Source organism: Oceanihabitans sp. IOP_32 (assembly GCF_009498295.1).
Classification (GTDB): domain Bacteria; phylum Bacteroidota; class Bacteroidia; order Flavobacteriales; family Flavobacteriaceae; genus Wocania; species Wocania indica.
Genome location: NZ_CP040813.1, coordinates 3102906 through 3128380 on the forward strand (window position 1 = coordinate 3102906; position 25475 = coordinate 3128380).

Consider the following 25475-nt stretch of genomic DNA (forward strand, 5'->3'; position numbering starts at 1 on the left):
TTAATTTAATTGGTTATGAGGTATTTAGGATTTGTAATTTGCGTAGTTAGCCTAACTTTTATGTCCTGTAAGTCTGCAAGGTCGCAAGCGACAAACGAGCAAATAGAAACCCTTAAAAATTTGGTGGAAAACAGGAATTTTTCATTAGAATTTCTTTGGGCCTATCCGCAAGCTACTGGGGCTACACAACAAGTCCTTAATTCGAAGGTCTTGCAAGCAGGTAGCAGCGCAGGAGCTATAAACCTTATAGGGAACTCCAATTTCTTAACTATTTCTGGAGATACGATTTCATCGTATTTACCCTATTTTGGTGAACGACGTGGTAGTGTAGCGTATTCTGGTAAAGATAGCGCCATTCAGTTAGAAGGCGTGCTTGAAAATTTTAAAGTTTCTGAAGGCAAACATCATAGTTATTCCCTGTCTTTTGATGCTAGAAGTAAATCCGAACATTTTAAAGTTGTGATCAGATTATATCCTAATTTAAAAAGTTATCTTACCGTTATAGGAGACTCACGAACTTCAATATCTTATTCAGGACAACTCATACCAAAAACATAATTTAGCTCAAATTTTCTTGTAATTAAAATGGAAACAGCGCTTTTATTAACAATCGCTGTATTCCGAATAGTTTTTTTTGTAAACCAGTTAAACTACAACTAAGGTATTTTGTATTTTTAGATTGTTTTTTCATCAAACTATGGCGCACTCAATTAAAATTAAACATTTGCCCAATTTATTAGTAGAGGCATTTAAATCTTGGTATGAAAGTGAACCGTTTAAAATAAGCGCTGTTGTTGCTTATTACGCTATTTTGTCTTTACCCGCTCTTATCATAATTATATTAAAGCTAGTAGGTAGTTTTTGGGGAGAAAATTTGGTGCAAGGCGAATTGTTAACCGAAATAAAAGAAGCCATTGGCCACGATGCCGCTGCCGCAATTAAAACCATGATTGTTAACCAATCTAGTCAAAAAAACTCGACACTAGCCGCACTCATTGGTATTGGAACATTAATGTTTGGAGCCACGGGTGTTTTTAATCAGTTAAAATCGGCTCTAGATGCCATATGGAAGCAAGAAAAGACTTACCCCAATGGTTTTATAGCAACAATTATGAGCCGCGTTAAAAGTTTTGGATTTGTATTGATTTTAGGATTCATTTTACTCTCAAGTCTTATTCTCACCTCTATACTGAGTATGTTTAGCAACCAATTAAACAGAATTTTGCCAGCTGGACTTTTCGATTATTTACACTTAGCAGATTTTATAGTTTCGGTGGTCTTTATTTATGCCTTATTTGCCACCATGTTTAAATATTTACCCTCAGCCAAAATTACTTGGAAATCTGTACACGTCGGGGCAGCTTTAACCACTTTTTTGTTTTTAATAGGTAAATACCTCCTCGCTCTATACTTTAGGGCAGTGGAGCCGGGTTCTGCATACGGTGCAGCAGGATCTATCATACTCATTATGCTATGGGTATCTTACTCCAATTTAATCTTATTGTATGGCGCTCATTTTACAAAACATTACGCCGATAAGTATGTGGTGCCGGAAAATGTGTCGCAATAACAAATAAAGGCTTTTGTCGCGTTTGCTTTTTTTAGTAAAATTTAAATTTTTAGATGTGTCTTTCTGCTTAAAGTGAGCGATTGAAACAAGGCGAATTCACGACAATAAATATCCTTGTATAGTTTTGTTATGTTTCCTTTTGTTTTAAACCGAAGGCGAGTAATAGAAGTTTAATAAAAATTGCATCAAATTACATATTAAACATATTTCTTGTTTGTGATAAATTCATCAAAAGGATTTATTTGCGTTAAAATTCTTTAAAATGTTTTATTTTTTTTAAATGATTTTTAACCAAAACTAAAGAATTAATAAATCCAGTTGTTAAAATCTTAATTTGATTAGGTATTTGTTATATTTGCGCTCTTAAAATCTTATCCACCAATATGAAAATAGGTATACTTAAGGAAACTCAAGAAAGAGAAAGACGGGTTTCAATTTCTCCGAGCATTGCCAAGCAATTGATTGCTAAGGGTTTTGAAGTTCTTGTTGAAGAAGATTCTGGAATTAAATCATCTTACAAAAATTCAGATTATGAAGATGTAGGTGTTCAAGTTGAAAAGAGAGGAGTGGTTTTTAAAGAGGCGCAGATACTTTTAAAAATTAACCCTTTCGATGAAGAGGATTTAAAACTTGTCGATAAGGGACAAATATTAATCAGTCAACTGTATCATAAATCGAATCCAGAATTAATTGAGGCTATCGCAGAAAAAGGGGTTACGGCCTTTTCTTTAGATGCCATGCCAAGAATTTCTCGAGCTCAAGATATGGATGTTTTGAGTTCGCAAAATAATTTAGCAGGCTATAAAGCGGTTATTTTAGGCGCTTATGAGATGACTAAAATTTTCCCATTAATGATGACTGCTGCAGGGACTATTACGCCTTCCAGAGTATTAATATACGGTGTTGGTGTGGCTGGACTGCAAGCTATTGCAACAGCAAAACGTTTGGGTGCTGTAGTTGAAGCCACAGACATTCGATCGGAAACCAAAGAACAAGCCGAATCTTTAGGAGCTAAATTCATCTCTGTTGATAATGAAGGTGAAACGTCTGAGGGCGGCTATGCTAAAGAAGCCTCTGAAGAGTATAAACGCAAACAAAAAGAGGCGGTAGACCAATCTTTGTTTAAAGCCGATTTGGTAATAACTACAGCTAATGTTCCTGGAAGAAAAGCACCAGTTTTAATTACTAAGGAGCAAGTTTCACAAATGAAAAATGGGGCTGTAATTATCGATTTAGCTGCTTCCCAAGGCGGTAATTGTGAGGTTAGTAAGCTAGATGAAACAGTGGTTTTAAACGGTGTTAAAATAATAGGTACAACGATTGCTCCAGAAAGTGTTTCTACGAATGCCAGTGAGTTATTTGCTAAAAACATTTATAATTTTATCATGCATCTAACCGAAGACAACACTTTTAAATGGGATCTTGAAGAAGAAATCACAGACGAAACGCTAATAGTTAAAGACGGTGAAATAAGAAAAAAATAAATAATTCATTATGAATCAATTGATAGAATTTATCCAAAATAATATCCAAACGATATACATAGTTATACTTGCTGCTTTTGTAGGTATAGAGGTTATTAAGAGTATTCCTGCAGTATTACATACACCTTTAATGTCTGGTGCAAATGCCTTAAGTGGGGTTGTAATTGTAGGGGCTATTTTAGTCATGCTTAATTCAGATCCGAATGATTATTTAGCATTGGGTCTTGGCTTTTTAGCTGTGGTATTAGGAGTTTTAAATGTGGTTGGTGGTTATGCCGTAACTCACAGAATGTTACAAATGTTTAAAAAGAGAAAATAATGAGTGTATTATTAAGTGTTATATATCTTATCGCTACCGTAATGTTTGTTGTTGGTTTAAATAAGCTGGCACATCCAGAAACTGCAAAAAAAGGAAACTTAATTTCTGCTATTGGTATGGTGCTCGCTATTGCAGGTACTATATTTGTTCACGACATACAAGTTCCTACAATTATTTACCTACTAATAGGTGGTGCTATAGTTATTGGTGGTATTATAGGTTGGTTAATCGCTATTAAAGTAGAAATGACAAAAATGCCAGAATTGGTCTCTCTATTTAATGGTTTTGGTGGGGCTAGTGCCACATTAATTGGTTTGGTAGAATTTAGTAACAATACCACTAGTACTTTACAAGCCACTACTATAACTTCGGGGGTTATTATTGGTGCTATTACTTTTTCTGGAAGTTTAATTGCTTTTGGAAAACTAAATGGCTCATTAAAAAGCGTAGTTAAACTTCCGCAATATAATTTTATAAACAACCTGGTGCTTATTGCCATTGTTGCATTAGCTGCCTATATGATTGTTATAGGTGGGAATCCATTTTTAATATATGCTTTGTTGGCTGGTGGATTGGTTTACGGAATTCTTTTTGTATTACCAATTGGCGGCGCCGATATGCCGGTAGTTATATCGCTGTTAAACTCATTAACAGGTATCGCAGCTGCTATTACGGGAGTATTGTACGACAATATGGTCATGCTTATAGGCGGTCTTTTAGTAGGATCTGCGGGTATTATTTTAACCATCGCCATGTGTAAGGCCATGAATAGAACATTGGCTTCCGTGATATTTGGTTCGTTTACCGCTCAAGCTGGTGTTGCTGGAGCTAATAAAAGCTTGGGTTCTATTAAAAGCACGAATGCTAGTGATGCTGCGATCATGATGAATTATGCTACGAATGTAATTATTGTTCCTGGATATGGTTTAGCCGTGGCACAAGCCCAACACGTTATCCATGAATTGGAAGAAATTTTAACTAAAAAAGGAGTAGACGTTAAATATGCGATTCACCCAGTTGCCGGACGTATGCCTGGACACATGAATGTACTTTTGGCAGAATCTAATGTCGATTATAATCTTTTGGTAGAAATGGACGATATTAATCCGCAATTTAACAATGCCGATGTGGTATTGGTTGTTGGAGCTAACGATGTGGTAAACCCTGCGGCACATAACGATCCTTCAAGTCCTATTTACGGCATGCCAATTTTAGATGTTGAGAACGCAAAACATATTATTGTAAACAAACGTAGTATGAAAGCGGGTTATGCGGGAATTGAAAATGAACTGTTTTACAACTCTAAAACCTCTATGCTTTTTGGTGATGCCAAAGCAGCATTAACGTCATTGGTTAACGAATTGAAGAATATGTAAGTCAATTGCAATAGATCTAGAATAATTTTTAAAACATCAACTGAAATGCAATCAGTTGATGTTTTTTTTTGTTGAGTGTGTTTTATACCAAATTAACCATGTCATGCCGCATATAATTAGTTTACTTACATCTTTCTATTTTATAAATAGGTGTTCATGATGTGCTTTGCAGTTCTTTTTTGCCCATATTTCGGTATAACATAAAACCATAGACAGCTATGCTGTGATTTTAGCTCACGCCCATATTATGGTAAAATAACGAGTTCGTGAATCTGCGATTTCTATCTCAGCTGAACAAAAAATAAGTCAAATTAATAATACGACATTTCAAAATTAAATTGGTATTAAAAACGAATGGAATCTTTTGTGCAAAAGACTATGGGGTATAAAATTTTAAAAGGGTATTAGTCTTTTTGATTGGTTATACTTTCAATAGCGTAATACAGTCTATTTTGAGCATTGTCTTGAGAGCCGAAAATGGAACGGAATAGTTCGCCTTGTTTCGTAATTAACACCCATTGTGGCGTGCCTTCTGCATGAAATTGATCGTAAACCTTGTGGTGTTTGTCTATGTAAATGGGAAAAGGGTTTTCTCCAGTCGTGAAAACACCCTTAATTGAGGCTTTAGTGCCTTCTCGGTTTATAAAATCTGAATGTATACCAATCACTTTAATCGTAGGATAATCCTGTTGAAACTGATAAGCTAATGGAAGCGCTCTCCCGGTACACCCTAAACAATCATTATTGTAAAAAATAAGAAGTAGCGTCTGGTTTTTGTACGTCTTCATCAAATCGACGGCAGCGCCATCTAAATCTGTAACGTTTATGGATGTTATGGGGGTGTTCATGCCGCTTAAAATGGTTTTATGTGATAGATTAAGATTCTTTTTCGAGTTGAATCAAAAAAAACAAACTAATATTACGATTCTGATGCTTTCAGAAAGCACCTTAATTTTAAATACTATGGCTAATTTATCTTAAATGCGTTGAAGCAACCAGTCTTTAAGTTCGAAAAAATTCTGAGGTGCCACACCATGGCCTACTGGAAATTCAGAATACTTATGTTTTATATTTAAACCTTTAAGAAACGGTGCATTTTGTCGTGCCCAATCCACAGGGATTACCTGATCGACACTGCCGTGTGAGGCATAAAAATCTAAATGAGAATAGTCTTTTTCTTTAATATTATCAGGTAATATGTTCTGATCGATATAACCACTTAAGGCCACAATATTTTTTACTTTTTCAGGGTAGGTTAGAGCCACAGCATAACTTAAAATCGACCCTTGGCTAAACCCTAAAAGTGAGACGTTTTTTTTATCGACTGGGTAACTATTTACAGCCTCGTCAATAAATTTAGCGATTAATTCTAGTGAGGTTTTAGCCTGTTGGGTATCGGTCCATTTACCGCGCTCGGCATCAAAGTTTATGGCGTACCATGCATTACCGTAGGGTTGCAAAGCATAAGGTGCTTTTACCGATATAATAAATAGTTCTTCTGGTAATTCTTTGGCAAATGAGAATAAGTCGTTTTCGTCGCTGCCATAACCGTGCATCATTATTAAAAGTGGTGCGTTTTCGGTTAAAGTAGATTCGCGAATAATATGCTGAAGAGAAAGATTCTTTTTTGTCATTTAATTTCCAATATTTGAAAACCACTTTTGAAACAAATTTCCTAAAAATGGTATGGTTTGAGTTTTTCCGCTAATTGCTCCAATTATGGCATACAAAAACAAGATGCTAAAACATAAATAAAAGCCGCCTGTTACGCCCCAATTATCAAAAGAGGTGGCTACAAAACCTAGTAAATGGAACATGATCCATAGTCCCATAGATTGTCTGATATGGAAATTTATAAACGGATTCTTTTTATCATTATTTAAAAAATAGGCAATTATAACCCCAATAATGGCAAAGTAGCTTACTATTGCCAAACCTTTGCCTTCACTAACCTCTTGCTGTGTCATTAAAATTGGTTTAATTCGATGTTGTTATTCGAAATAATGCCATAAACGGTTCCTTTTAAAGATTCGTTTTCAAAAATGGCATTTTTAGATTTCGATCGTATATTTTGAGTTGAAAATGTATATTTTTTGTCTGGATTAAATAGTGTTATATCAACGGCATTCCCTATGTTAATTGGCGTTTCTTTTAATCCGAATCGCGATTTACCCTGTGTTAAAATGGCTATTGTTTTTTGGGTTGAAAAGCAGGTTTGCAGCGCTCCAAAAGCAGATTCTAAACCAATGGTACCATAGGCGGCATAATCGAATTCAATTTTCTTGTGTTCAATATCCATTGGGTTGTGATCGCTGGTAACCATATCGATTGTACCATCTTTAATACCTTCAATAAGCGCGTCTATGTCGTCTTGGGTGCGCAGAGGTGGTAAGACCTTAAAATGCGTGTTAAAATCGATTAAAGCAGCATCGGTAAAATATAAATTATGAATCGCAACACTACAGCTTACGTTTAGTTTTTTCTGCTTCGCTTTTCGAATAAGCTCAACCGATTTTGCTGAAGAAATGGTTGGAATATGTAATTTTCCGCCAGTGTATTCCAAAAGAAATAAATCTCTTGCTATTTGTAATTCTTCGGCTAGAGTGGGATTTCCTTTTAATCCCAAAGTGGTGCTCGTCATGTTTTCGTTCATTACCCCGTGGCCTGCAATTTTATCGTCTTGCGGGAATGAGCATACCAAACCATCAAAATTACTGGCGTATTGTAAGGCAATTTTTAGTAGATTAGGATTGGAAACCGATTTTTTATAATCGTAAAAAGCGACTGAACCAGCACTTTTCATGTCAAATAATTCTGCTAAATCTTCACCCATACTATTTACCGTAAGTGCACCAACAGGTAATAAGGTAACGGCATGATTTGCGGCTTTCGAATTTACAAAGGTAATCGCAGCATTCGAATCTATAACGGGCTGTGTATTAGCCTGCATGGCAACAGCCGTAAAACCAGAGGCGGCCGCAGTGTTAAGTCCGTTTACAATAGTTTCGCGTTCTTCAAAACCTGGTTCTCCAAAACACACGCTGCTATCAAACCAACCTTGAGAAATATGAAGGTTTTCTAACTCGATTTCGCGATAGTTATTTGGGTTTTCTAAATGCTGTCCGATTTTGGAAAGCACCCCGTTTTCAATTAAGATATCTTGTTTGCTGTTGTGAAATTCACTTCTAGAATCTATAATTGTAGCCGATTTAATTAGTATGTTCATTTAAAGTATTTTAATATGAGCATTTCAATGAGCAGTAATGCTAGCGCAAAAATAACAAACCATTTCCATAGCGCATTAACTTTTGAGTCCCTTTTTAAGGTTTCAAAAATTTCTGTAATCGATTCGCATAGGCTTACATCGTTCATGCTTGAAAGGTCATTATACACTAAATCGCTCTCTTGTCTGTTATAATTATAACTAACATTTGCCAGAGTTTCTGTTTTGTTTTTTATGTTGTATATACCGGCTTCCGTTGGGGCTTCAGAAGTATGAACCACTACTTTGTTATTAAAATATTGCTGTCTCGGAATTATATTTATGTCATTATTTACCAAGGCTAAAATTTCATTTTGTTGCAATGCGGTATCGACATCAAATCTGTTTTCTTTACCTATGGTGTAATACAACTGCGGTATTTTAAAGCTGAATTTTGCCATATTATAAAATGTAGGGACAATTAAAGGGGAGTTTTTAAAGTTTGAATTGTTGGTATTTAGGGCGGAAGTGAATACAAAAGTATTTCTATTTTGATATAAAAATGCCTTATCGTCCTCAAAACTCAACACTTGTGATGCAGTATTTGAAGCTATATCGTACAAACTTTTAACTTTTGGATATTGAAAATTGCTTACTTGTTTTTCAAATACGCCATGGCTATATAGGGGATGTGAATAGTTTATAGTGGTAATGCGTTTTTCGGTTGTAAGGACATCGTTAAATCGCATCGCATGATTTGCAAGCAAACTGTTGTAAGACGATATTGTAATTGTGTTTGAAGGTATTACAACCATCGTACCACCTTGATTTAAAAAGGAATTCACAGCCGCAATTAAAGGGATTGGTATCGTGTTTAATTCGTTTAAAATAATAAGATGTTGACCCTCTAAAATATTGTAGTTTAATTGATTAGCTGTAGTAGATGAGTAATTAAATTCCTCGGCATTATAAAGACGTTTTAAAAACGAATCGTCTGTTTCAGTAATGGAAAGCACGTTAATTTTTGAAGCGGTGTTTATATTAAAATACAGTTCATTATCAAATTGTAGATGCGCATCGTTAATGCTTAATTTTCCATTAATAATTTCGTTTACTGGTAGTAAAAATGTTGTGCTGGTTTGATCTTTTAGGTCTACTGAGGTTTTGGCAATTAAAACCTCATTATTATATAAAGAAATGGGTAGGTTTTCTACAGGAGTACCGCTTTGTTTTAAACGTACGGTAAGTTCTATATTTGCTGGTGTGGTGTTAGAAATATAAGCGCTGTCTATAGAAGCATTATTGGTGTTTACAGGTTCTAATTTAACAAAATGTAGGTTGGTTAAGGTATCCTGTTCAAAATTAAGATTGTTGTTTTGTCCTTGAAAATCGGATATTAAAATAATATGTTTTAAGCCGTTTGTTTCTGTTTCAAAAAGCGATTTACTCTTTAGTAAGGCCGTTTCGGGATTTAAAGTCGCACTTGTGTAATCCAGTTGTAGTAAATCGTTTTTTATAGCTTGTATATTCGTGTTTCTATAAACGGTATTGTTTGTAAATAAAGAGATATTCTCGTCTTTAGGAATATTATTAATGAGGTCTTGAACAGCACGTTTTAAAAGCTCACCATTGTTCCCTTTGGCTTGCATACTAAAGGAATTATCTAAATAAATAACGGTTTCTTTTTTAGTATTTAAAACATCTGTTTTTGAGGTAAACGGTTGCGCAAAGGCAAACACGAGAGCCGCCAATACAAGCATTCTGGTACAAAGGATAAGCCATTTTTTTATCTGTGCACTCTTACGTGTTTTTAGGGTAGCCGCTTTTAAGAATGCCACATTGGTAAAGGGCACTTTTTTAAATTTCCTGAGTTGGAATAAATGAACAATTATAGGAATTACCAGTAAAAATAAAGCGTAAAGAAGTTCTGGGTGTTTAAACTGCATGGTGTTTTTTGATTACGCTAATATAGAAAATGCAAATGAATTATTTATTTTTTGTTGGGTAGGTTTATTCTCAGCATTATGTATATGCGTTCGTGAAGTTCGTGAACTGTAATCACAGCAATTGTGCAGCGTCTCCTTACAAGGAATGTATTTGTAATTTTTAAGTCATGTGCTTAGTTTTTAGTAACAGTTTTTCTCTTCATTTTTCTTTTCCAATAGACTATGTATACAGTTCCAAGTATAGTTGGAACTGTCCAAGCAATTAAATTTCCAATACCTAACCCAGCAACAATAAAAGCTGTGATTGATGCTATTAATGCTCCAATCATTTTTCCAAGGTGAGATATTAACCAACTATGTTTCGGTCTTGAGAAATTATTGTAAAATAGAAAATCTTTAATTGATAAAAATAATCCAAAACCTCCAAAAAACAAATACAATATGCTAAATGACGTATTGTTAAATACGCCATAAATTCCAATTATTATCATTATCAAGGAAAATAAAAGCATACAGCCAGAAATCATTTTGTCTATCCGATCGGGTTTTACTTTGGTTTTATAGGTTAAAGCTCTATTTCCAGCTAAAACAAGATATATTGTAAATAAACCAATTAAAAATAAAAATAAATTTTCGTGATTTGGCATCCAAGAAATGGGGATTGAAATCACAGAACTACTAATCATTCCAATGGAGAATAATTTTCCCATTCTTTTGTGTAGTACACTTCCCTTTTTTACTATTATACTAGCAATTCCAGTAATTAACCCTATTCCTCCAAAGAATGCATGAATGTAAATCAAAATTTTTATCGTGTCTTCCATTTGCTATTAATTGCGTTTAATGATTCAAAATTTAGATTATAGTTCTACAAATTCAAATTTCTTGAGTTATTATGTTTTTATCGATGAGTTGTTCAAATTGGTCAATATTAAAAGGCATAAGTAATTTTAAATTTCGAGATTTCTTAGTTGTCAAGCCATTAAAAAATTTGAGAGTTTACAAAACTACGATAGTTTTCAATTAACCCATTATAAATTAAACTATCTCTCATTACGGTTTTAACTCATATCGAAGTAATAGCTTCAATTGTATAATTTGACGAATAATAAGTACTAAAATTAGGTTTATATGTAAAAACAATAATGAATTCAAAAAAGACCAACAGAACTTTTTTAAGCTTATACTATGGTCTTATTATCTAGGCTTCTATTTTTTTTGTCATGTTGTGTTTTTTTAAGATTTTCACATCCCTAATCGAAGGTGTGAGGGTTGCATTCCATAGGTTTGTCTGGCATAGCCAAGCACTTGATTGGCCGCTGATTTTTTACTTCTTCACCTTGTTTTAATTCCTATACTTTTAAACAACTTTTTAGTTTCTGTAATATCAGATTTATTTTTTAATTCTATTAAGTCTCTAAACTTTCCGTTTATCAATTTCAGACTGAATTTTTTTCGTCCAAAAAACGGCTTCTCAGTTAAGGAACAGATTTCAGATAATTTCAATTTTTCGGATGCTGTTTTTTTAAGAATCTGATAAGTAAATAGTACGACTGAAAAAACTCCTAAAATTATCCAAATAAAACCCATCCATTCCATTTGTTCTTTGTCTAATACCAATTTAGTTTTGAAATGTCGTATTATTAATTTGAATTTTTTTTTGTTCAGATGAGATAGAAAATCAAAGCATAGCCTGAGTTATGGTTTTATTTTATACCGAAATATGGGCAAAAAAGAAACGAATTATATGCGGCATGACATGGCTAATTTGGTATAATACGAAAAGAGGAAAAAGAACACAATTTAACAGCGTAACAACCAAAGATAGTTTTATTAATAAAACCTGTTTTTTTAATCCATCTTTTATTTCAATGGTCTTATCGGTATCGTTAAATCTAATTTTCATATTTCTGTTTTGTCAATTTATAATCAATAATTTTATACCATCACAGCTCATTAAAGATAACAATTTCACTATAATCAACAAAAGAAATAATAGTCCTCACCAGCTTTCATTTCTAAATCATCCATAAAAACTCGAATAGTTTTCTGTTCTTTTTTATTAGCCACTGTAATAATACTTTGTGGTTTTTTCAAGGTTTCTAAAAAAGAGAGCGGCTTCATGATTTTCCCGTAAATATTGTGTCCAATTTTATTGGGGTTATCGCAAATCCAATCAAACGGAATACTTTTTTTAATTAGTTTTTTTGCAATGGTTTTTCCTTTGCTACCAGCGCCCCAAACCACTAGGTTTTTATTGGGACTGTAATCTAGTTCTAAAAAATAGTTGAGTTTTATATCTAAAAAATTATTTTCGGCATAATGCACATGCGTGCGTGACGTTCGCGAGCTGTAATCGCGCCAGTTATGTACTACCGCGTTGCAAGGAATACATTTGTAGCGGTGTTTGTAAAATCGAAAGGCTAAATCGTAATCTTCGGGGTAGGTGTTGGGGTTAAAGGCATCGCAAGCTATTAAATCACTTCGGTAAACCATCCAACACGGCGAGGGGATAACACATTCTTTGTAAATTTCGGAATAATTAGTACCCGTTTTAGTAAGATTATTCAGCCATATCTCATAGCTTTTATAACCGTCTTGAACACCAGTTTCAGAAAAATAATTAACCAACCCAATGGCAACATGCTGTTTTCCGTAGCTTAAAAGATTTTCAGCTAAGACTTCCAATTTATTAGGCTCCATAATGTCGTCACTATCCATTCTGGTAATCAGTTCCCCTTTGCTGTGACTAAAAGCCATCTTTAGGGCATCAATAATACCTCTGCCCGAAGTTTTCAAAAGTTTAATTCGGTCGTCTTTTTCAGCGAAAGCTTTAACTATATCATAACTGGAATCGGTAGAGGCATCATCTACAATTATCAATTCCCAATGGGTGTATGTTTGTGCTAAAATAGAGTTTAAACAGGCGTCCAAATACGTTTCGGTATTTTTAAAAGGGATTAATATGCTAATCAACAAGTTTTTCATAAGGCGAAAATAAGCATAATTCGGCTTTTTAACAGAATCTTAAGAGCAGACATCGTTACATAATAGTATTTTCGATAGCATTAAGAAAACCATTAATTTAAAACATGAAAAAAAGAACTTTAATCGCCTTGTTTGTAGGCGTTTTGTTAGCAAGTTGTAGCACGACAAAACCCACGGCTAACGACCTAGCCATTAGCTTACCCATTGAAACGGCCATTCATTTAGACCAAGTTGAAAACGATAAAGCCCCAGTAACCATAAACCCAGGGCGCTTTACTACAGAAACGGTAACGTACCGCTTGCCTAAAGTGGTTCAAGGGACTTACTCGGTTAGCGATTTTGGTAAATATATAGACGATTTTAAAGCCTTTGATTACGCAGGAAACAAGATGTCTGTTACCAAAACAGATACTAATTCCTGGACCATTACCAACGCCACGCAACTCGATAAAATTACCTACTTAGTGAACGATACCTTTGATGTGGAGGTAGAAGGCGGTATAGGTAACGAGGTGCCATTCTCGCCAGCAGGTACCAATATCGAACCCGAAAACTACGTGCTTAATTTACACGGCTTTATTGGGTATTTTGATTCTTTAAAAAACAATCAATACAAGCTAGACATCACAGCTCCAGCAGATTTTGTGCGCACTTCTGCATTACAAAAAGTGGGTTCTACCCTAAGCGAAGATGGCAAAACCAAAACAACCCATTATTATGCACCGCGGTATTTCGATATTACCGATAACCCTATGATGTATGGTAATTTAGACGTTGAAGAATTTTTAGTAGACGATATTAAGATAGTTTTAAGTGTGTATTCGCCAAACCAATTGCATTCGGCTAAGTCGTTAAAAGAAGCGATGTACAACATGATGAAAGCCCAAAAAGCGTATTTAGGCGATATTGATAGCACCCCACGTTACGATATTTTCTTGTATTTATCCGACGGCGAAGAATACTCACCTAAAGGCTTTGGCGCTTTAGAGCACCACACATCAACTGTGGTGGTTATGCCAGAATACATACCCAAAGAAGCACTCGAAGAGAGCATGATTGATGTTGTGGCGCACGAGTTTTTTCATATCGTAACGCCTTTGAGTATACATTCTGAAGATGTGCATTACTTCGATTATAACAATCCCACTTTTTCTAAACACCTATGGATGTACGAAGGGGTAACCGAATATTTTGCGAATTTATTTCAGGTAAGCGAAGGTTTGGTAGACGAAGAGACGTTTTATGCTAAAATGATGGATAAAATTGAACGTGCCTCCCAAATGAACGACGCCATGAGCTTTACCATTATGAGCGAAAACATTTTAAAAGCACCCTATAAAGACCAGTTTTTAAACGTTTACGAAAAAGGTGCGCTAATTGGCATGTGTATCGATATTTTAATGCGTGAAGAAAGCAATGGCAATCGAGGAATTTTGTCTTTAATGAAAGAGCTCTCTAACAAATACGGCAAAAACAAACCTTTTGAAGACGAAAAATTAATCGATGAAATTGTAGCGATGACCTACCCATCCTTACAACCTTTTTTTAGCGACCACGTAATTGGAGATATTCCTATAAATTACAGCACATTTTTAGAGAAAGTAGGCTTACAGATTGGCGAAGGTCAAGTAGAAACCAATTTTATTTTAATGAATGGTGCGCCCATAGTTAGTGGCGACCCCATAAAAGGCACCATCTTTTTCACCGATATGGTTCAAGAAAACAGTTTTTGGGCAGATAATGGCGCAAAACCAAACGACGTCATAAAATCTGTAAACGGTACGGCTTTAACCTTTCAAAATGTAAACACCATTTTACAGGATATGTTCTCTTGGCAACCGGGTAAAGACATCGAAGTGGTTTTAAATAGAAACGGCGAAGAGCTTATAATTAAAACAAAAACGACCAAAACCTTTACAACAGGTAAAAGTATTATGCCAATCGAAACTGCTACCGATGCTCAAATAGCACTGCGTGAGGCTTGGTTAAAAGGGTAGTTTGTCTGTTTGCGCAGAGACTAAACCTAACACTACATCATTTAAATTAACGGTTGGCTTATAAAGGCATTAGCCGTTTTTTTATTAGGGCGTTACCCAAAAGGGTCGGGCTTTCGCAAGTCGCTTTTTTAGGCTCGAGCCAAGTGTAATCACCTTTGTTGAGTACATAGATTTCATTAAGATTCGTTTTGTCAATCACCAAAAAGAGCTCCAACAATTACTCAATCCCTAACGCAAACTAAAACCCTTCAAAAACACCCAAACCAAATAAGGCAAAATCGTATTTTACAGGGTCTTTAGCATCCAGTTTACGCAAGGCAGTATCCAATTCTAATAAAGCCTTTGCATCATTTTGTTTGCGTTTTAAAAGGCCTAGTTTTCTGGCTACATTTCCAGAATGCACATCTAAAGGGCAAGACAATTGGCTAGGCGATAGGCTGTTCCAAATCCCGAAATCTACACCTGTTTTATCATTTCTAACCATCCAACGTAAAAACATATTAATACGCTTGGCAGCCGAATTTTTTAAAGGATCGCTCACATGTTTTTTAGTACGCGCTAAATGGTCTACCTCAAAAAAAGTGGTTTTAAAATGTGAAATCGATTTTTGTAATGAATCCTTCTCGGCATGTTTAGCAAATACAGCTTCTAAGCCGTTGTGATGTTTGTAAAGGTGTTGCAAAGACTTAATAAATTGGACACAGTCGTCACCATTAAAAGTGCGGTGCACAAAAGGAAGGAATTTATCCAAATCGGTTTCTTGGTGGTTCAATACAAAGTCGTAAGGCGCATGATTCATTAACTCCATTAAGCGAGAGGCATTATTAATAATGCTTTTACGGTTTCCCCAAGCAATGGTTGCAGTTAAAAAACCAGCAATTTCAATATCTTGTTTTGTATTAAATTGATGCGGAATTTGTATGGGGTCGCTTTCAATAAATTTAGGATTGTTATACTGTACAACTTTAGCATCTAAAAATGCTTTGAGTTCTGCTTTTTTCAAAAGATTCTTTATTTTGTGTTAAAAATCATCAATAACCTATATAAGATTTAAGACCGCTTCGCTTTTAGAATTAAGAACAAAGACTTAATTCTAACTAACTGATAAACAGAAGTGCTTTAATTAGTAAAATATCTCTTATAAATCTTAATAATTGTTTCAAATACGCAAGGTAATATTTAAAAAAATGTGTAACGTTCTATATTTTAAAAGGTTTGACAGCATCAAAAAATTTTTAATCGGACATTAGTGGTTAAAAATAGGTATTCTCTATAAGTTTATTGAGAAAATGAATATTTAGTTTTAGACATTATAGTTTAAAAAAACTAAATTAGCAAGAAGGTGTTAAACCCTATCGTTAATGCTAAAATTTTAGTAAAAGTACACATCAATATATTTTGATAACTATCGGTTAACGAATTCTTGGCAAACATTCTTTTGCACTGCTTTCATACACCAAAAAATAATGCTTATGAAATCAAAATTTTTAGATTTTAGTAATTTTAAAGGCGACCTTACAGGAGGTTTAGTGGCTGGCGTGGTGGCTTTACCCTTAGCACTTGCCTTTGGTGTTCAATCTGGTATGGGCGCCACAGCAGGACTTTACGGCGCCATTATGGTTGGTGTTTTTGCAGCTTTATTTGGTGGGACACCTTCTCAAGCAAGTGGCCCTACGGGACCTATGACGGTTGTTTCTGCTTCTTTGGTTCTAGGAGCTACCCAGCTTACAGGTAGTTTGGAGTCTGCAATGGGAATTATCCTTTTAAGTTTTTTATTAGGCGGAGCGTTACAAATATTTTTTGGCTTAATAAATATTGCTGGCTATGTAAAGTATTTTCCTTATTCGGTCGTGTCTGGCTTTATGAGTGGTGTGGGTTTAATTATTATAATTCTTCAATTATTTCCTTTTGTAGGCCTTTCATCTGCAAAAACAACTTTTGGTGTGATAAAAGATTTGCCAAGACTTTTTTCAGATTTTAATGCTCATGCCCTAATTTTAGGCGTAATAACAGTAATCACTTATTTTGTATTTCCTTATATCACTAAAGTTATTCCAAGTGCCTTAATGGCTCTTGTTGTGGCTACGGTTGCCAATTATTTTCTCGGTTGGGACGTTCCTGTTATTGGTGAAATTCCTTCAGGATTACCAAGTTTACAAATTGGCACCATGTTTAGTAAGATTCCTTCTGATGCCGCTATTTTAATATTCGAGTATGCTGTTGTGCTCGCTGTGCTTGGTAGTATCGATTCGCTGCTCACTTCTGTAATAGCCGATAATATGACGAAAACGCGACATAATAGTAACCGAGAGTTATTAGGACAGGGTATTGGCAATATGATGGCCGCTATTTTTGGAGGTATACCGGGAGCAGGTGCCACAAAAGGTACCGTAGTTAATATTAATGCAGGCGGAAAAACCAAGCTTTCCGGTACTATTCATGGTTTATTTTTATTAGCTGTGTTGTTGGGGCTGGGAACGATTACTGCGTATATTCCTTTATCTGTATTAGCTGGATTGCTTATCCCAATCGGGTTTAATATTATTGACACAAAGGGTCTAAAACATTTAATTAGAATACCTAGGGCAGATGCCGTAGTTTTGGTTTTAGTACTGTTAATTACAACTTTTGGTAGCCTAATTCAAGCCGTTGGTTTAGGTATTGCTTTGGCCTGTATTTTATTTATGAAAAATGCTAGTGATATTGGGGAAAAAGGTATTTCTATGGGCACTATCGAAGATCTAAAAGACGAAAAACCTTGGCAAGATGAGTTGCCGCTTTACAATCAATTTAAAGATAAAGTTTTAATAAAACATTTAAAAGGACCGCTGTTTTTCGGATTTACTACCTATCTTAAAAATCAGGTGGCCAATATGAACGATGATAATATACAGGTTTTAATTATACGCATGGACGAAGTGCCGCTAATCGATCAGTCTGGTCTTTATGCTTTAGAAGATATTATATTCGATTTGGAAAAAAGAGGCATAAAAGTGTTTTTTGTGAATCTGCAAAAACAGCCTTTGGATATTTTAAGATCAATTTATATTATTCCGAATCTGGTTAAGGAAACCCAAGTTTTTAAAACTATCGAAGAAGCATTCGATTATCTAAAAACATATTTAAAAGCTTAATTATAGGCTCTAAACGCATCTCAAATAAGGTATTAACAGAACTAAAGGTTTAGCTTGTTATTTTTCCATCTACCATAGTTAGTTTTCTGTCGGCTAAATTTGCAAGCTCTTCGTTATGTGTAACAATGACAAAGGTTTGTCCAAATTCCTCACGCAGTTTAAAAAATAAGCTGTGTAAGTTATCGGCAGATTCGCTATCTAAATTTCCCGAAGGCTCGTCGGCAAAAATTAAATCTGGTTTATTTATTAAAGCTCTGGCCACAGCAACACGCTGTTGTTCGCCACCAGAAAGTTCGTTGGGTTTATGGTTTTGGCGATGCGATAAGCCTAAAAAACCTAAAAGTTCTTGGGCACGTTTCTCGGCATCTGCTTTTTTAGTGCCTTTTATAAATGCGGGTATACACACGTTTTCTAAAGCTGTAAACTCGGGTAATAGTTGATGAAACTGAAAAATAAATCCGATATTCTCGTTTCTAAACTTCGCTAATGCTTTGTCGTTTAAGGTGTTAATATTGGTATTGTTAATGGAAATATTAAAATCTTCTTTTGGGGCTGCTCTATCTAAAGTACTTAATATTTGTAGAAGTGTTGTTTTACCCGCACCAGATGCCCCAACTATAGAGACGACTTCACCCTTTTTAACATGAATATCGACACCCTTAAGTACGTGTAAATCATTGTAGTATTTATGAATATTATTTGCTTTAATCATAGTAAAAAATTAGGGTGATGAAAGTACTGCTTTATAGATTTATAAACAACGATTAGAGACTTCTTTTCTTTTTAAAAATATTTTTAAGATTGGAATAATCGATAAAGTACTGCAATTTTATTGAGAATATATGTTGTATGGGTTGATCGAATAAGCTGTTTAAACTATTAAAATAGTGTTCTTTTGATGCTGTGTTTAAATTAAAAAGCGAATTTCTGTACAACGCTGTGAGTTGACTTCCAGGAGCAAATTGCCACGCATAACGCAAATCTAAATTCCAGGTATTGAAGTTTATATTTGGCGAGTCCTCTAAACTATCTATATTATAATTGTTAGTGGTAGAAAGGCTACCATTGTTTTCGAGAGTGAATAAGTTATAATCGTAATTTACGGTACTCCAAAAATTTCTAAACGTTAGGGTTAATGCCTGTAATGCATTAAAGTTGTAAGATCCAGAAATACTGTTTTCAATAGAAATTACATCGCGTTCTCCAAAAATAATAGCGTCATTAATGCTATCGACATAACCACGACTGCCTTTATTATTTCGGTATGAAAACTCATAAGAAACTCTAAACTTATCACTAAATCTAAGGGTGGGTTCCACTTCAAACTCATGGCCAAAAAAATCGCGTTCGTTATCGAACAAGGTGGAGGTCTCTAAATCTACTTCAATTGAAAATCTTTTATTGGAGTTTGTTTCAAACCAAATCCCCGCAGATCCATAGTTTTTATAAACAAAGAAACGTTTGTTTTCAAAATCTCGTGGCTCATAATAGTCGTATTGTTTGCCTACTTCAAAATTGAGTCGAGCTCCAAACCACATCAGTTTTTTGTTTTGTGCATTAATTCTTAAACCGAAATTTCCGCCAGTATAAGTGCTGGGTTTGTATAAACGGCGATAATTTGCCCAAGAGTTAATTCTGAAGCTATTTAATGTTCTAGTGGGTTCAAAAACCTCATAAGACAGATCAATACCAAAATTGTTAAAATTGTTTCTTAAGTTTAATCCAAGATCGTTAATATCGTAAGCTTCGTCTGCAAAATTATGATCGAAACTGTAACGCAACTTACCATGTGTTTTTCTAATTCTAAAAAACGAACTTAAACCTGTTTGTGTGCCATCGGATAAATTTAGATGACTCATTTTTAAATCTCCACGTATGTTATAGGTGTTGTTAATATTAGAGATATTGGCTAGCAACCCCGTTACGTTACTATCTCTAAAATCCCCATCTCTGGTAACGTTTGTATTTACAAGACTTATGGATGAGTTTCCGTTAAATTGCTGGTCTAACACCAAAATATTATAATTGGCAAGCGGCTCTGTAACTCTATTTCTATGCGAAATAACACTGTCTCTTACCTCTTGTGTATTCTCATCTCTTATATATTCGATTCTCTTTATTTTAGCTTGGGTTTGTTCGGTTATGGCATTAAAAAAACCAACCCCTAGGCCTTTTTTTGTACGTCCAGAAACTTTTATGGCGTTCAATGTTTTAACCACACTCGGGTTACTTATAATTTCTTCATTGATATTACGGTTAGTAATGAGCTCTTCTTCAACAGTTTCTTGATCTACAGGTGCGTTGCCAATACGTCGTGAAAAAAACAAATCCCCTTTATTAAATAAATCGACTCCTTCTTTAAAAAACTGTCGTTGTTCGTTAAAGGTTTGTTCAAAAGGGCTTAGGTTTAATCTAACATTATCGAAACCAGCTTGACTAAAATCGGGTATTAAAGTGGCGTCTAAAGTAAAGTTTTCTGTAATGCCGTATTTTACATCTAATCCTACATTAAAATTGGTTTCATGGTCACCATCAAATGCGTTAGAAATGGCCGAAACAAAAGGATAAAAACTTAATCGTGTGGGTGGTTTAATATTTTTAATACCCGTTAATTCGCCATTGTAAATTCCTATATCGCCTTTAGTTCTATCTATGGGACTCCATGAGTACTGCGAGTTGTTTATTCTAAAATGTCTATGAAATTGTAATCCCCAAGTTTGCACAGCATCGTTAGAAAATCGAAGGGCTCTGTAGGGTATTTTCATTTCAACAATCCATCCATCATGCACAATTTTTACGGCACTATCCCACACGGCATTCCATCCAAAATCTTCACCACCTTCTATACTCGGAGAGGCAATAGCATCGGCTTGAGTACCTGAGCTAAAAACAAAAAACTCGGTATTATTTTGGGCGTCATTATTGGGGTTTAAAACTACAACGAAAAAATCCGACTGGCCAAAATTATCACGACTGGTAAATTGCTTTTGAATATCTTCCGGTTTATCTTTTAAATACGCAGCCACATAAATAGCATTATCATCATAGGTTAGTTTTACCGTGGTTTTTTGGTGTGGTTTTTCAGCAACACCCATTTCTGGTCTAAATTGCGTAAAATTTATTGCGCTATCTGCGTTTTTCCAAGCCAACTCGTTTAAGACAGCATCAATTTTTGGTGCTTCATTAGTTCTTAAAATGTTTAAACTTTTTTTATCTTGTGTATAAGCGCAAAAAGAGAATAAGACAGTAAAACAGATGGCGGTTAGTGGCCTCATCAATGTTAATTTAGTTTTAGAGGAATTAGTTTAAAGCTAAGTTTCATATCATAAAATTGTTGTTTTAACAAAAATATAACGTTAAACGCTTAGTAATCACAATAAAATGTTAAAAAAACTAAAGGGCTGTCAGTTTTTGTTGATAAAGAGTTTTTTAATCTTGAGATGATTGTACAACCGTTTTTAGCCATGCAGGAAAAAAATCGGCGATTATCTGCAACCCGAGCGACAGTGAACTAGCGAAGCATATCTGCGGGAAATAAATAGCAGTACCACATAGAATTGTCATGTAAATTTCGCTGATTTACGCAGAATAAAAACAAAGATTTGTTTTTTCGTAATGAAATAGAAGTACCATTAAATCGTTACAAATTATTAATTGATGATACTCTACAGACAATCATTTAGAAGACGTATAATACCTAAAGAACACTTTAGAGAGCGACCATTTAAGTGGGTATTATTTCATTTGTTTTAGGGGATAACTTGAGATATTTAACACTCAATTAATTTCTTAAATTTATGGGTAAGTCATCTTTTGGTATATTTTTTGTAATTTAGAAATCAAGACGAATAGCTATGAATTTAGAAAATTTAAGTAAAAAGAAGAAGCTTGTATTAAGTGTAATATTTGATATCGTTGGTATGCTTACAGTAATAGATATTATTTGGGCACCTGCTTCGGGGTATTTAATGAGTAGAATGTATAAAGGAACCCGGGGCAAAGTAGCTGGATTGGTATCTTTTATTGAAGAGGCCATACCTGGTTTGGATATTATTCCAACCTTTACTATAATGTGGCTGTTAACGTACGTTTTTCAGAAAGATCAAGCAACTGTAACAATAAAAACTGAACAATAAAGCACGTTTGGCTAAAAGGTGAATAATTGATTTTAAACTTTAAAACTAAAGCATGATTATAATTCCTTTACCCATGTTTTAAAAAGGGATTAAAAATTATTTAAAAACGAAATAAAAGGCCTTTCCCATCCATATCAAAGGAATGGAAAGGCTTTTTTATGGGTTATAACTTGTAAACAAATCCTAAATTAATGGTTCTTCCCATATTAAAAATACCATCAGATTTTAAACGTGATAAATGGTTTATATAGGTTTCGTCGGTTAGGTTATTTCCAGAAATACTAAGTTCTAATTCCTTTTTAAATACCGAAAGAGTTCCCCCTAATCCAGCACTTAAAAGGTTGTAATCACTCGACTTGGTTTCAAAATCACTCACATTATTTTGTTTAAATGTAGTTTTCAGCTTGATAAAAGCATAGCCTTTTTTTACCCAGTTATTTTCAAACTCAACTCTAACTGTATTGCTTAAAGAATTTGCAGGAATAAGCGGTAAATAAGAGTCGTTTTGAAGCTTTCCTGTAACAGTTTCAAAACTCGATTCGAAATGTAACCAATGTATGGGGTGCGGGTGGAAGTGCAATCCGAACTCGCCTCCATAAAGCTCAGCATCATCTTGTAGGTATAGGTAAACCGGTGTATCACCAATTAGGTTACCGGTAGGAGAAAGGAAAATATAGTTGTTAATACTATTATAAAAGCCATTTGCGAATATTTCAACATGTTCATTTCTATATTCTAAAGCTAAATCTGTTTGAAAATTCTGTTCGCTTTTTAAGTTGATATTTCCTATTTCGTAGCGATTTGTACCTGAATGTCCACCATTTGATGCCAATTCAGACAAGTTTGGAGCTCTAAAACCAGTAGCAAAATTAAGTCTTGCAGTGATATTTTTTGTCAGGTCAGTTTTGATGCCTAACGCTCCATTAAAACTATTAAAGTTTTTTTCGATTCCAGAGGCGATATTCACGCTTCTGTTATCGAAACGGGCTCCAAATTGAAAAGCAATCGCGTTAAAGTGAATATGAGATGTGGCCAATACCCCAATGTCGTTAGTGGTGGCATCTGGAATTAACAGTTCTTCGCCATAGTTCGCGTTGGTTTGATTCATTCCTTGAACCCCAACAATGGTTTCAAATTTACCCCATTTTGGGAAATGGTACTTTAAATCGTAATTAAAGGTTTTTAACTTCATATGAAGTGCCGCTTCTAATTCGTCATGCTCCTCATGGGCTTCATGCTCGTCGTGCAGATCGTGCTCGGCATGATCTTCGTGAGCATCGTGATCTTCGTGATGGTGGTGATCTTCGTGATGGTGATGATCTTCAAATTCTTTTCTGTCGTTATAAATATAACCCAGAGACACATCTAACTTTGAATTGCCGAAAAACAAGGTCGATTTAGAGCTAAACACGTGGTTTGTAAGGTTTTGATAAGGCAGTAGTGGGGTTCTGTTCAAAGTTTGCTCTCCAAGTTCTCCCGGGATACCTAATTTAGAATTATTTACATTATACCTCAATACAGTCTTGAAACCTTGATTCTGATAGCCTAAACCAGCTTTAAAATCCTGTTCTCTAAAACGGGTATTGGTTACACGATAATCTTTGGTGTTATAATCTGAGTGTTCGGTAAGACTTCCTCTAAATAAAAATTTAAAATTATTTTCTGAAGATTTATAACCAGCATTCGTATTATAACCTCTTGTACTGCTAAAATAATTGGCTCCAAAATCTCCTGAAGCTGAATTTATATTCGCGAATTTTTCAGGATTAATGTAGAGTACGCCACCCAAAGCATCACTGCCATAAAGAAGTGAGGCTGGGCCTTTTATGACTTCAACGCTTTCAATACCAGAATCGCTAAGACCTAAACCGTGCTCTGCACCGTATTGCTGATTTTCTAAACGTACGCCTTGAGTGTAAACCAAAACACGGTTAGAACTAAGGCCTCTTATTACCGGTTTGCCTATGCCTAAGCCTGTAGTTACGCTTTCTACACCGGCAATATTGGTTATACCATCGGCTAAGGTCATCGCGCCTTTGGCTTTTAATTGTGCGATATTTTTGTGTTCTACTTTCATCACATTATCACCCTGTAGTTTATGGAATGGTGTAGAAATAATAATGCTTTCCATTTCGATAGCCGATGGCTTTAATTGAATATTTAGCGGACTGCTTAATGGTGTGCTAACATCTATCGATTTGGTTTCGTAACCCAGGAGCGAAAACACAAGAGTATGTCTTCCAGTGGGTAAATTATTTATTTTAAAAAATCCAGAATCGTCTGTATTGGTTCCTTTTTCTAAATTAGGAATATAAACATTTACATAAGTTAATTCTGAATTTGTATCGGCTTCGGTTACAGTGCCTTCTATTGAGTTTTGTGCATATAAATTTGATATTGCTAAGACTAGCAACATGCTAAAAAATGATTTCATGAATGTGGTTTTAATTTAATAATTATTTCGGCTGAAAACTGGTTCTCAGCAGTTGTATGTATTATTAAATTAGGCTGGGCGGACCGCGAAGTGAGGTCTGCAAGTCTTGGTATTCGCTTAAAAAGACATATTTAGAAACTGTGTATGCCCACTCAGTTTGTTCAATAAATAGATTAGTAGCGAATAGGGAATAGGTAAAATTCTTATTGACTTTAAACTTAAAGAATTCACAATCTAAGTCTACAATATGGATATGTGTGGTTTCGTAATCATTACAAACTTGGTGTGAATGATGCGTAAATATATGTGCAAATTTCACAGCTGTGGGTACTAAAAATAGCACCGCCACCACTAGTGTAATTATTTTAAAACCAAAATGTTTTTTAAAGCTATGCACTAATCTAAAAACCGTTTAAGTCCAATTCTATTTAGCATTTTCTTTTCAAAAGCTAAAAAAAACTTGGATTGCCCAAAGAGCCATCCTATTGCAAGGAGTAATATTTGATAAAAAATGAAACCGACTAAAATAAATAAAATCCAATACATAAAAATTGGAAAATTCTCTTTAGTAATTCCTATAAATGATATTAATGGTCTACTTATAAATAATGATGAAGAGCCTGTTAAAGCAAACACCAAAAATATACTAATCATTTCCCATTTATATTTCACTTTCCATTTATTTTCTAATTTACCAAAAATAAATAGAATTACTTTTAAAAGTATAAAAAAGACAATAATACTAGTAATCACAATGCCTTTTGCCTCTTTTAAAAATAGATGCCCTATAATATACGATGAGTAGCCTAAAGCTATAACTCCTAAAAAGGGTAGGAAAAGCTGCCAATTATGCTTTATTTCCCAGTAATCTTTAAACTTTTTCACCATA

21 protein-coding genes are annotated in these 25475 nt (G+C 34.6%); 8 read left to right on the forward strand and 13 right to left on the reverse strand.

Annotation, left to right across the window (positions count from 1 at the left end):
- The first annotated feature begins 60 nt into the window (after positions 1-60).
- The 5 genes from FEZ18_RS13045 (at position 61) to FEZ18_RS13065 (ending at position 4749) form a co-directional block, all read left to right on the forward strand.
- On the forward strand, positions 61-558 hold the full coding sequence (locus FEZ18_RS13045) for a DUF4251 domain-containing protein (protein WP_194269480.1): 498 nt from the start codon (positions 61-63) through the stop codon (positions 556-558).
- A gap of 139 nt (positions 559-697) precedes the next feature.
- Positions 698-1570 carry a YihY/virulence factor BrkB family protein gene (locus FEZ18_RS13050; RefSeq protein ID WP_153268719.1) on the forward strand — a complete coding sequence of 291 codons (873 nt, stop codon included), beginning with the start codon at positions 698-700 and terminating at the stop codon, positions 1568-1570.
- A 383-nt stretch (positions 1571-1953) separates the two neighbouring features.
- Positions 1954-3054 carry a Re/Si-specific NAD(P)(+) transhydrogenase subunit alpha gene (locus FEZ18_RS13055; protein ID WP_153268720.1) on the forward strand — a complete coding sequence of 367 codons (1101 nt, stop codon included), beginning with the start codon at positions 1954-1956 and terminating at the stop codon, positions 3052-3054.
- Between the two features lie 10 nt (positions 3055-3064).
- Positions 3065-3373 carry an NAD(P) transhydrogenase subunit alpha gene (locus FEZ18_RS13060; protein WP_153268721.1) on the forward strand — a complete coding sequence of 103 codons (309 nt, stop codon included), beginning with the start codon at positions 3065-3067 and terminating at the stop codon, positions 3371-3373.
- Positions 3373-4749, forward strand: coding sequence for an NAD(P)(+) transhydrogenase (Re/Si-specific) subunit beta (locus tag FEZ18_RS13065; protein ID WP_153268722.1), 1377 nt, complete (start codon positions 3373-3375; stop codon positions 4747-4749). Before FEZ18_RS13060 ends, FEZ18_RS13065 begins: the two co-directional genes overlap by 1 nt.
- Before the next feature lie 404 nt (positions 4750-5153).
- Here FEZ18_RS13065 and FEZ18_RS13070 read toward each other — a convergent pair whose 3' ends face one another.
- The 7 genes from FEZ18_RS13070 to FEZ18_RS13100 all read right to left on the reverse strand — a co-directional run bounded on the left by FEZ18_RS13070 (position 5154) and on the right by FEZ18_RS13100 (position 12885).
- Entirely contained in the window at positions 5154-5597 is a 444-nt protein-coding gene (locus FEZ18_RS13070) for a TlpA family protein disulfide reductase (RefSeq protein ID WP_153268723.1), read from the reverse strand.
- 129 nt (positions 5598-5726) lie between these two features.
- A complete protein-coding gene (locus tag FEZ18_RS13075) occupies positions 5727-6383 on the reverse strand; it encodes an alpha/beta hydrolase (protein ID WP_153268724.1) in 657 nt (218 codons plus the stop codon).
- Entirely contained in the window at positions 6384-6716 is a 333-nt protein-coding gene (locus FEZ18_RS13080) for a hypothetical protein (RefSeq protein WP_153268725.1), read from the reverse strand. It abuts the gene before it with no gap.
- Positions 6716-7975 carry a dihydroorotase gene (locus tag FEZ18_RS13085; protein ID WP_153268726.1) on the reverse strand — a complete coding sequence of 420 codons (1260 nt, stop codon included), beginning with the start codon at positions 7973-7975 and terminating at the stop codon, positions 6716-6718. The genes FEZ18_RS13080 and FEZ18_RS13085 overlap by 1 nt, the downstream gene beginning before the upstream one ends.
- The gene (locus FEZ18_RS13090; protein ID WP_153268727.1) at positions 7972-9897 is read right to left on the reverse strand and encodes a vWA domain-containing protein; all 1926 of its coding nucleotides are present in this window, start codon (positions 9895-9897) and stop codon (positions 7972-7974) included. The genes FEZ18_RS13085 and FEZ18_RS13090 overlap by 4 nt, the downstream gene beginning before the upstream one ends.
- A 173-nt stretch (positions 9898-10070) precedes the next feature.
- Positions 10071-10721: a hypothetical protein gene (locus FEZ18_RS13095; RefSeq protein WP_153268728.1), complete on the reverse strand. Its 651-nt coding sequence runs from the start codon at positions 10719-10721 to the stop codon at positions 10071-10073.
- Between the two features lie 1156 nt (positions 10722-11877).
- On the reverse strand, positions 11878-12885 hold the full coding sequence (locus FEZ18_RS13100) for a glycosyltransferase family 2 protein (RefSeq protein ID WP_153268729.1): 1008 nt from the start codon (positions 12883-12885) through the stop codon (positions 11878-11880).
- Positions 12886-12989: 104 nt separating this feature from the next.
- Here FEZ18_RS13100 and FEZ18_RS13105 point away from each other — a divergent pair, with 104 nt between their 5' ends.
- Positions 12990-14882 (forward strand): peptidase M61, encoded by a 1893-nt coding sequence (locus FEZ18_RS13105; protein WP_153268730.1) that lies wholly within the window; start codon positions 12990-12992, stop codon positions 14880-14882.
- A 238-nt stretch (positions 14883-15120) separates the two neighbouring features.
- Here FEZ18_RS13105 and FEZ18_RS13110 read toward each other — a convergent pair whose 3' ends face one another.
- Positions 15121-15885: a TIGR02757 family protein gene (locus FEZ18_RS13110; RefSeq protein ID WP_153268731.1), complete on the reverse strand. Its 765-nt coding sequence runs from the start codon at positions 15883-15885 to the stop codon at positions 15121-15123.
- Positions 15886-16354: 469 nt separating this feature from the next.
- On the opposite strand from FEZ18_RS13110, the gene FEZ18_RS13115 reads away from it, so the two are divergent.
- Complete coding sequence (locus FEZ18_RS13115; RefSeq protein ID WP_153268732.1) at positions 16355-18016, forward strand: SulP family inorganic anion transporter; 1662 nt, start codon at positions 16355-16357, stop codon at positions 18014-18016.
- Between the two features lie 49 nt (positions 18017-18065).
- On the opposite strand, the gene FEZ18_RS13120 is transcribed toward FEZ18_RS13115, so the two are convergent.
- The gene (locus FEZ18_RS13120) at positions 18066-18728 is read right to left on the reverse strand and encodes an ABC transporter ATP-binding protein (RefSeq protein ID WP_153268733.1); all 663 of its coding nucleotides are present in this window, start codon (positions 18726-18728) and stop codon (positions 18066-18068) included.
- A gap of 52 nt (positions 18729-18780) precedes the next feature.
- On the reverse strand, positions 18781-21291 hold the full coding sequence (locus tag FEZ18_RS13125; protein ID WP_153268734.1) for a DUF5916 domain-containing protein: 2511 nt from the start codon (positions 21289-21291) through the stop codon (positions 18781-18783).
- Positions 21292-21870: 579 nt separating this feature from the next.
- Here FEZ18_RS13125 and FEZ18_RS13130 point away from each other — a divergent pair.
- Entirely contained in the window at positions 21871-22152 is a 282-nt protein-coding gene (locus FEZ18_RS13130; protein ID WP_153268735.1) for a hypothetical protein, read from the forward strand.
- Positions 22153-22315: 163 nt separating this feature from the next.
- Here FEZ18_RS13130 and FEZ18_RS13135 read toward each other — a convergent pair whose 3' ends face one another.
- From FEZ18_RS13135 to FEZ18_RS13145, 3 genes are all read right to left on the reverse strand, one after another.
- Positions 22316-24586 (reverse strand): TonB-dependent receptor, encoded by a 2271-nt coding sequence (locus FEZ18_RS13135; protein WP_153268736.1) that lies wholly within the window; start codon positions 24584-24586, stop codon positions 22316-22318.
- Positions 24587-24650: 64 nt separating this feature from the next.
- On the reverse strand, positions 24651-24983 hold the full coding sequence (locus tag FEZ18_RS13140) for a hypothetical protein (protein ID WP_153268737.1): 333 nt from the start codon (positions 24981-24983) through the stop codon (positions 24651-24653).
- A complete protein-coding gene (locus FEZ18_RS13145) occupies positions 24983-25474 on the reverse strand; it encodes a DUF6787 family protein (protein ID WP_228122764.1) in 492 nt (163 codons plus the stop codon). Before FEZ18_RS13145 ends, FEZ18_RS13140 begins: the two co-directional genes overlap by 1 nt.
- Position 25475: the final 1 nt, after the last annotated feature.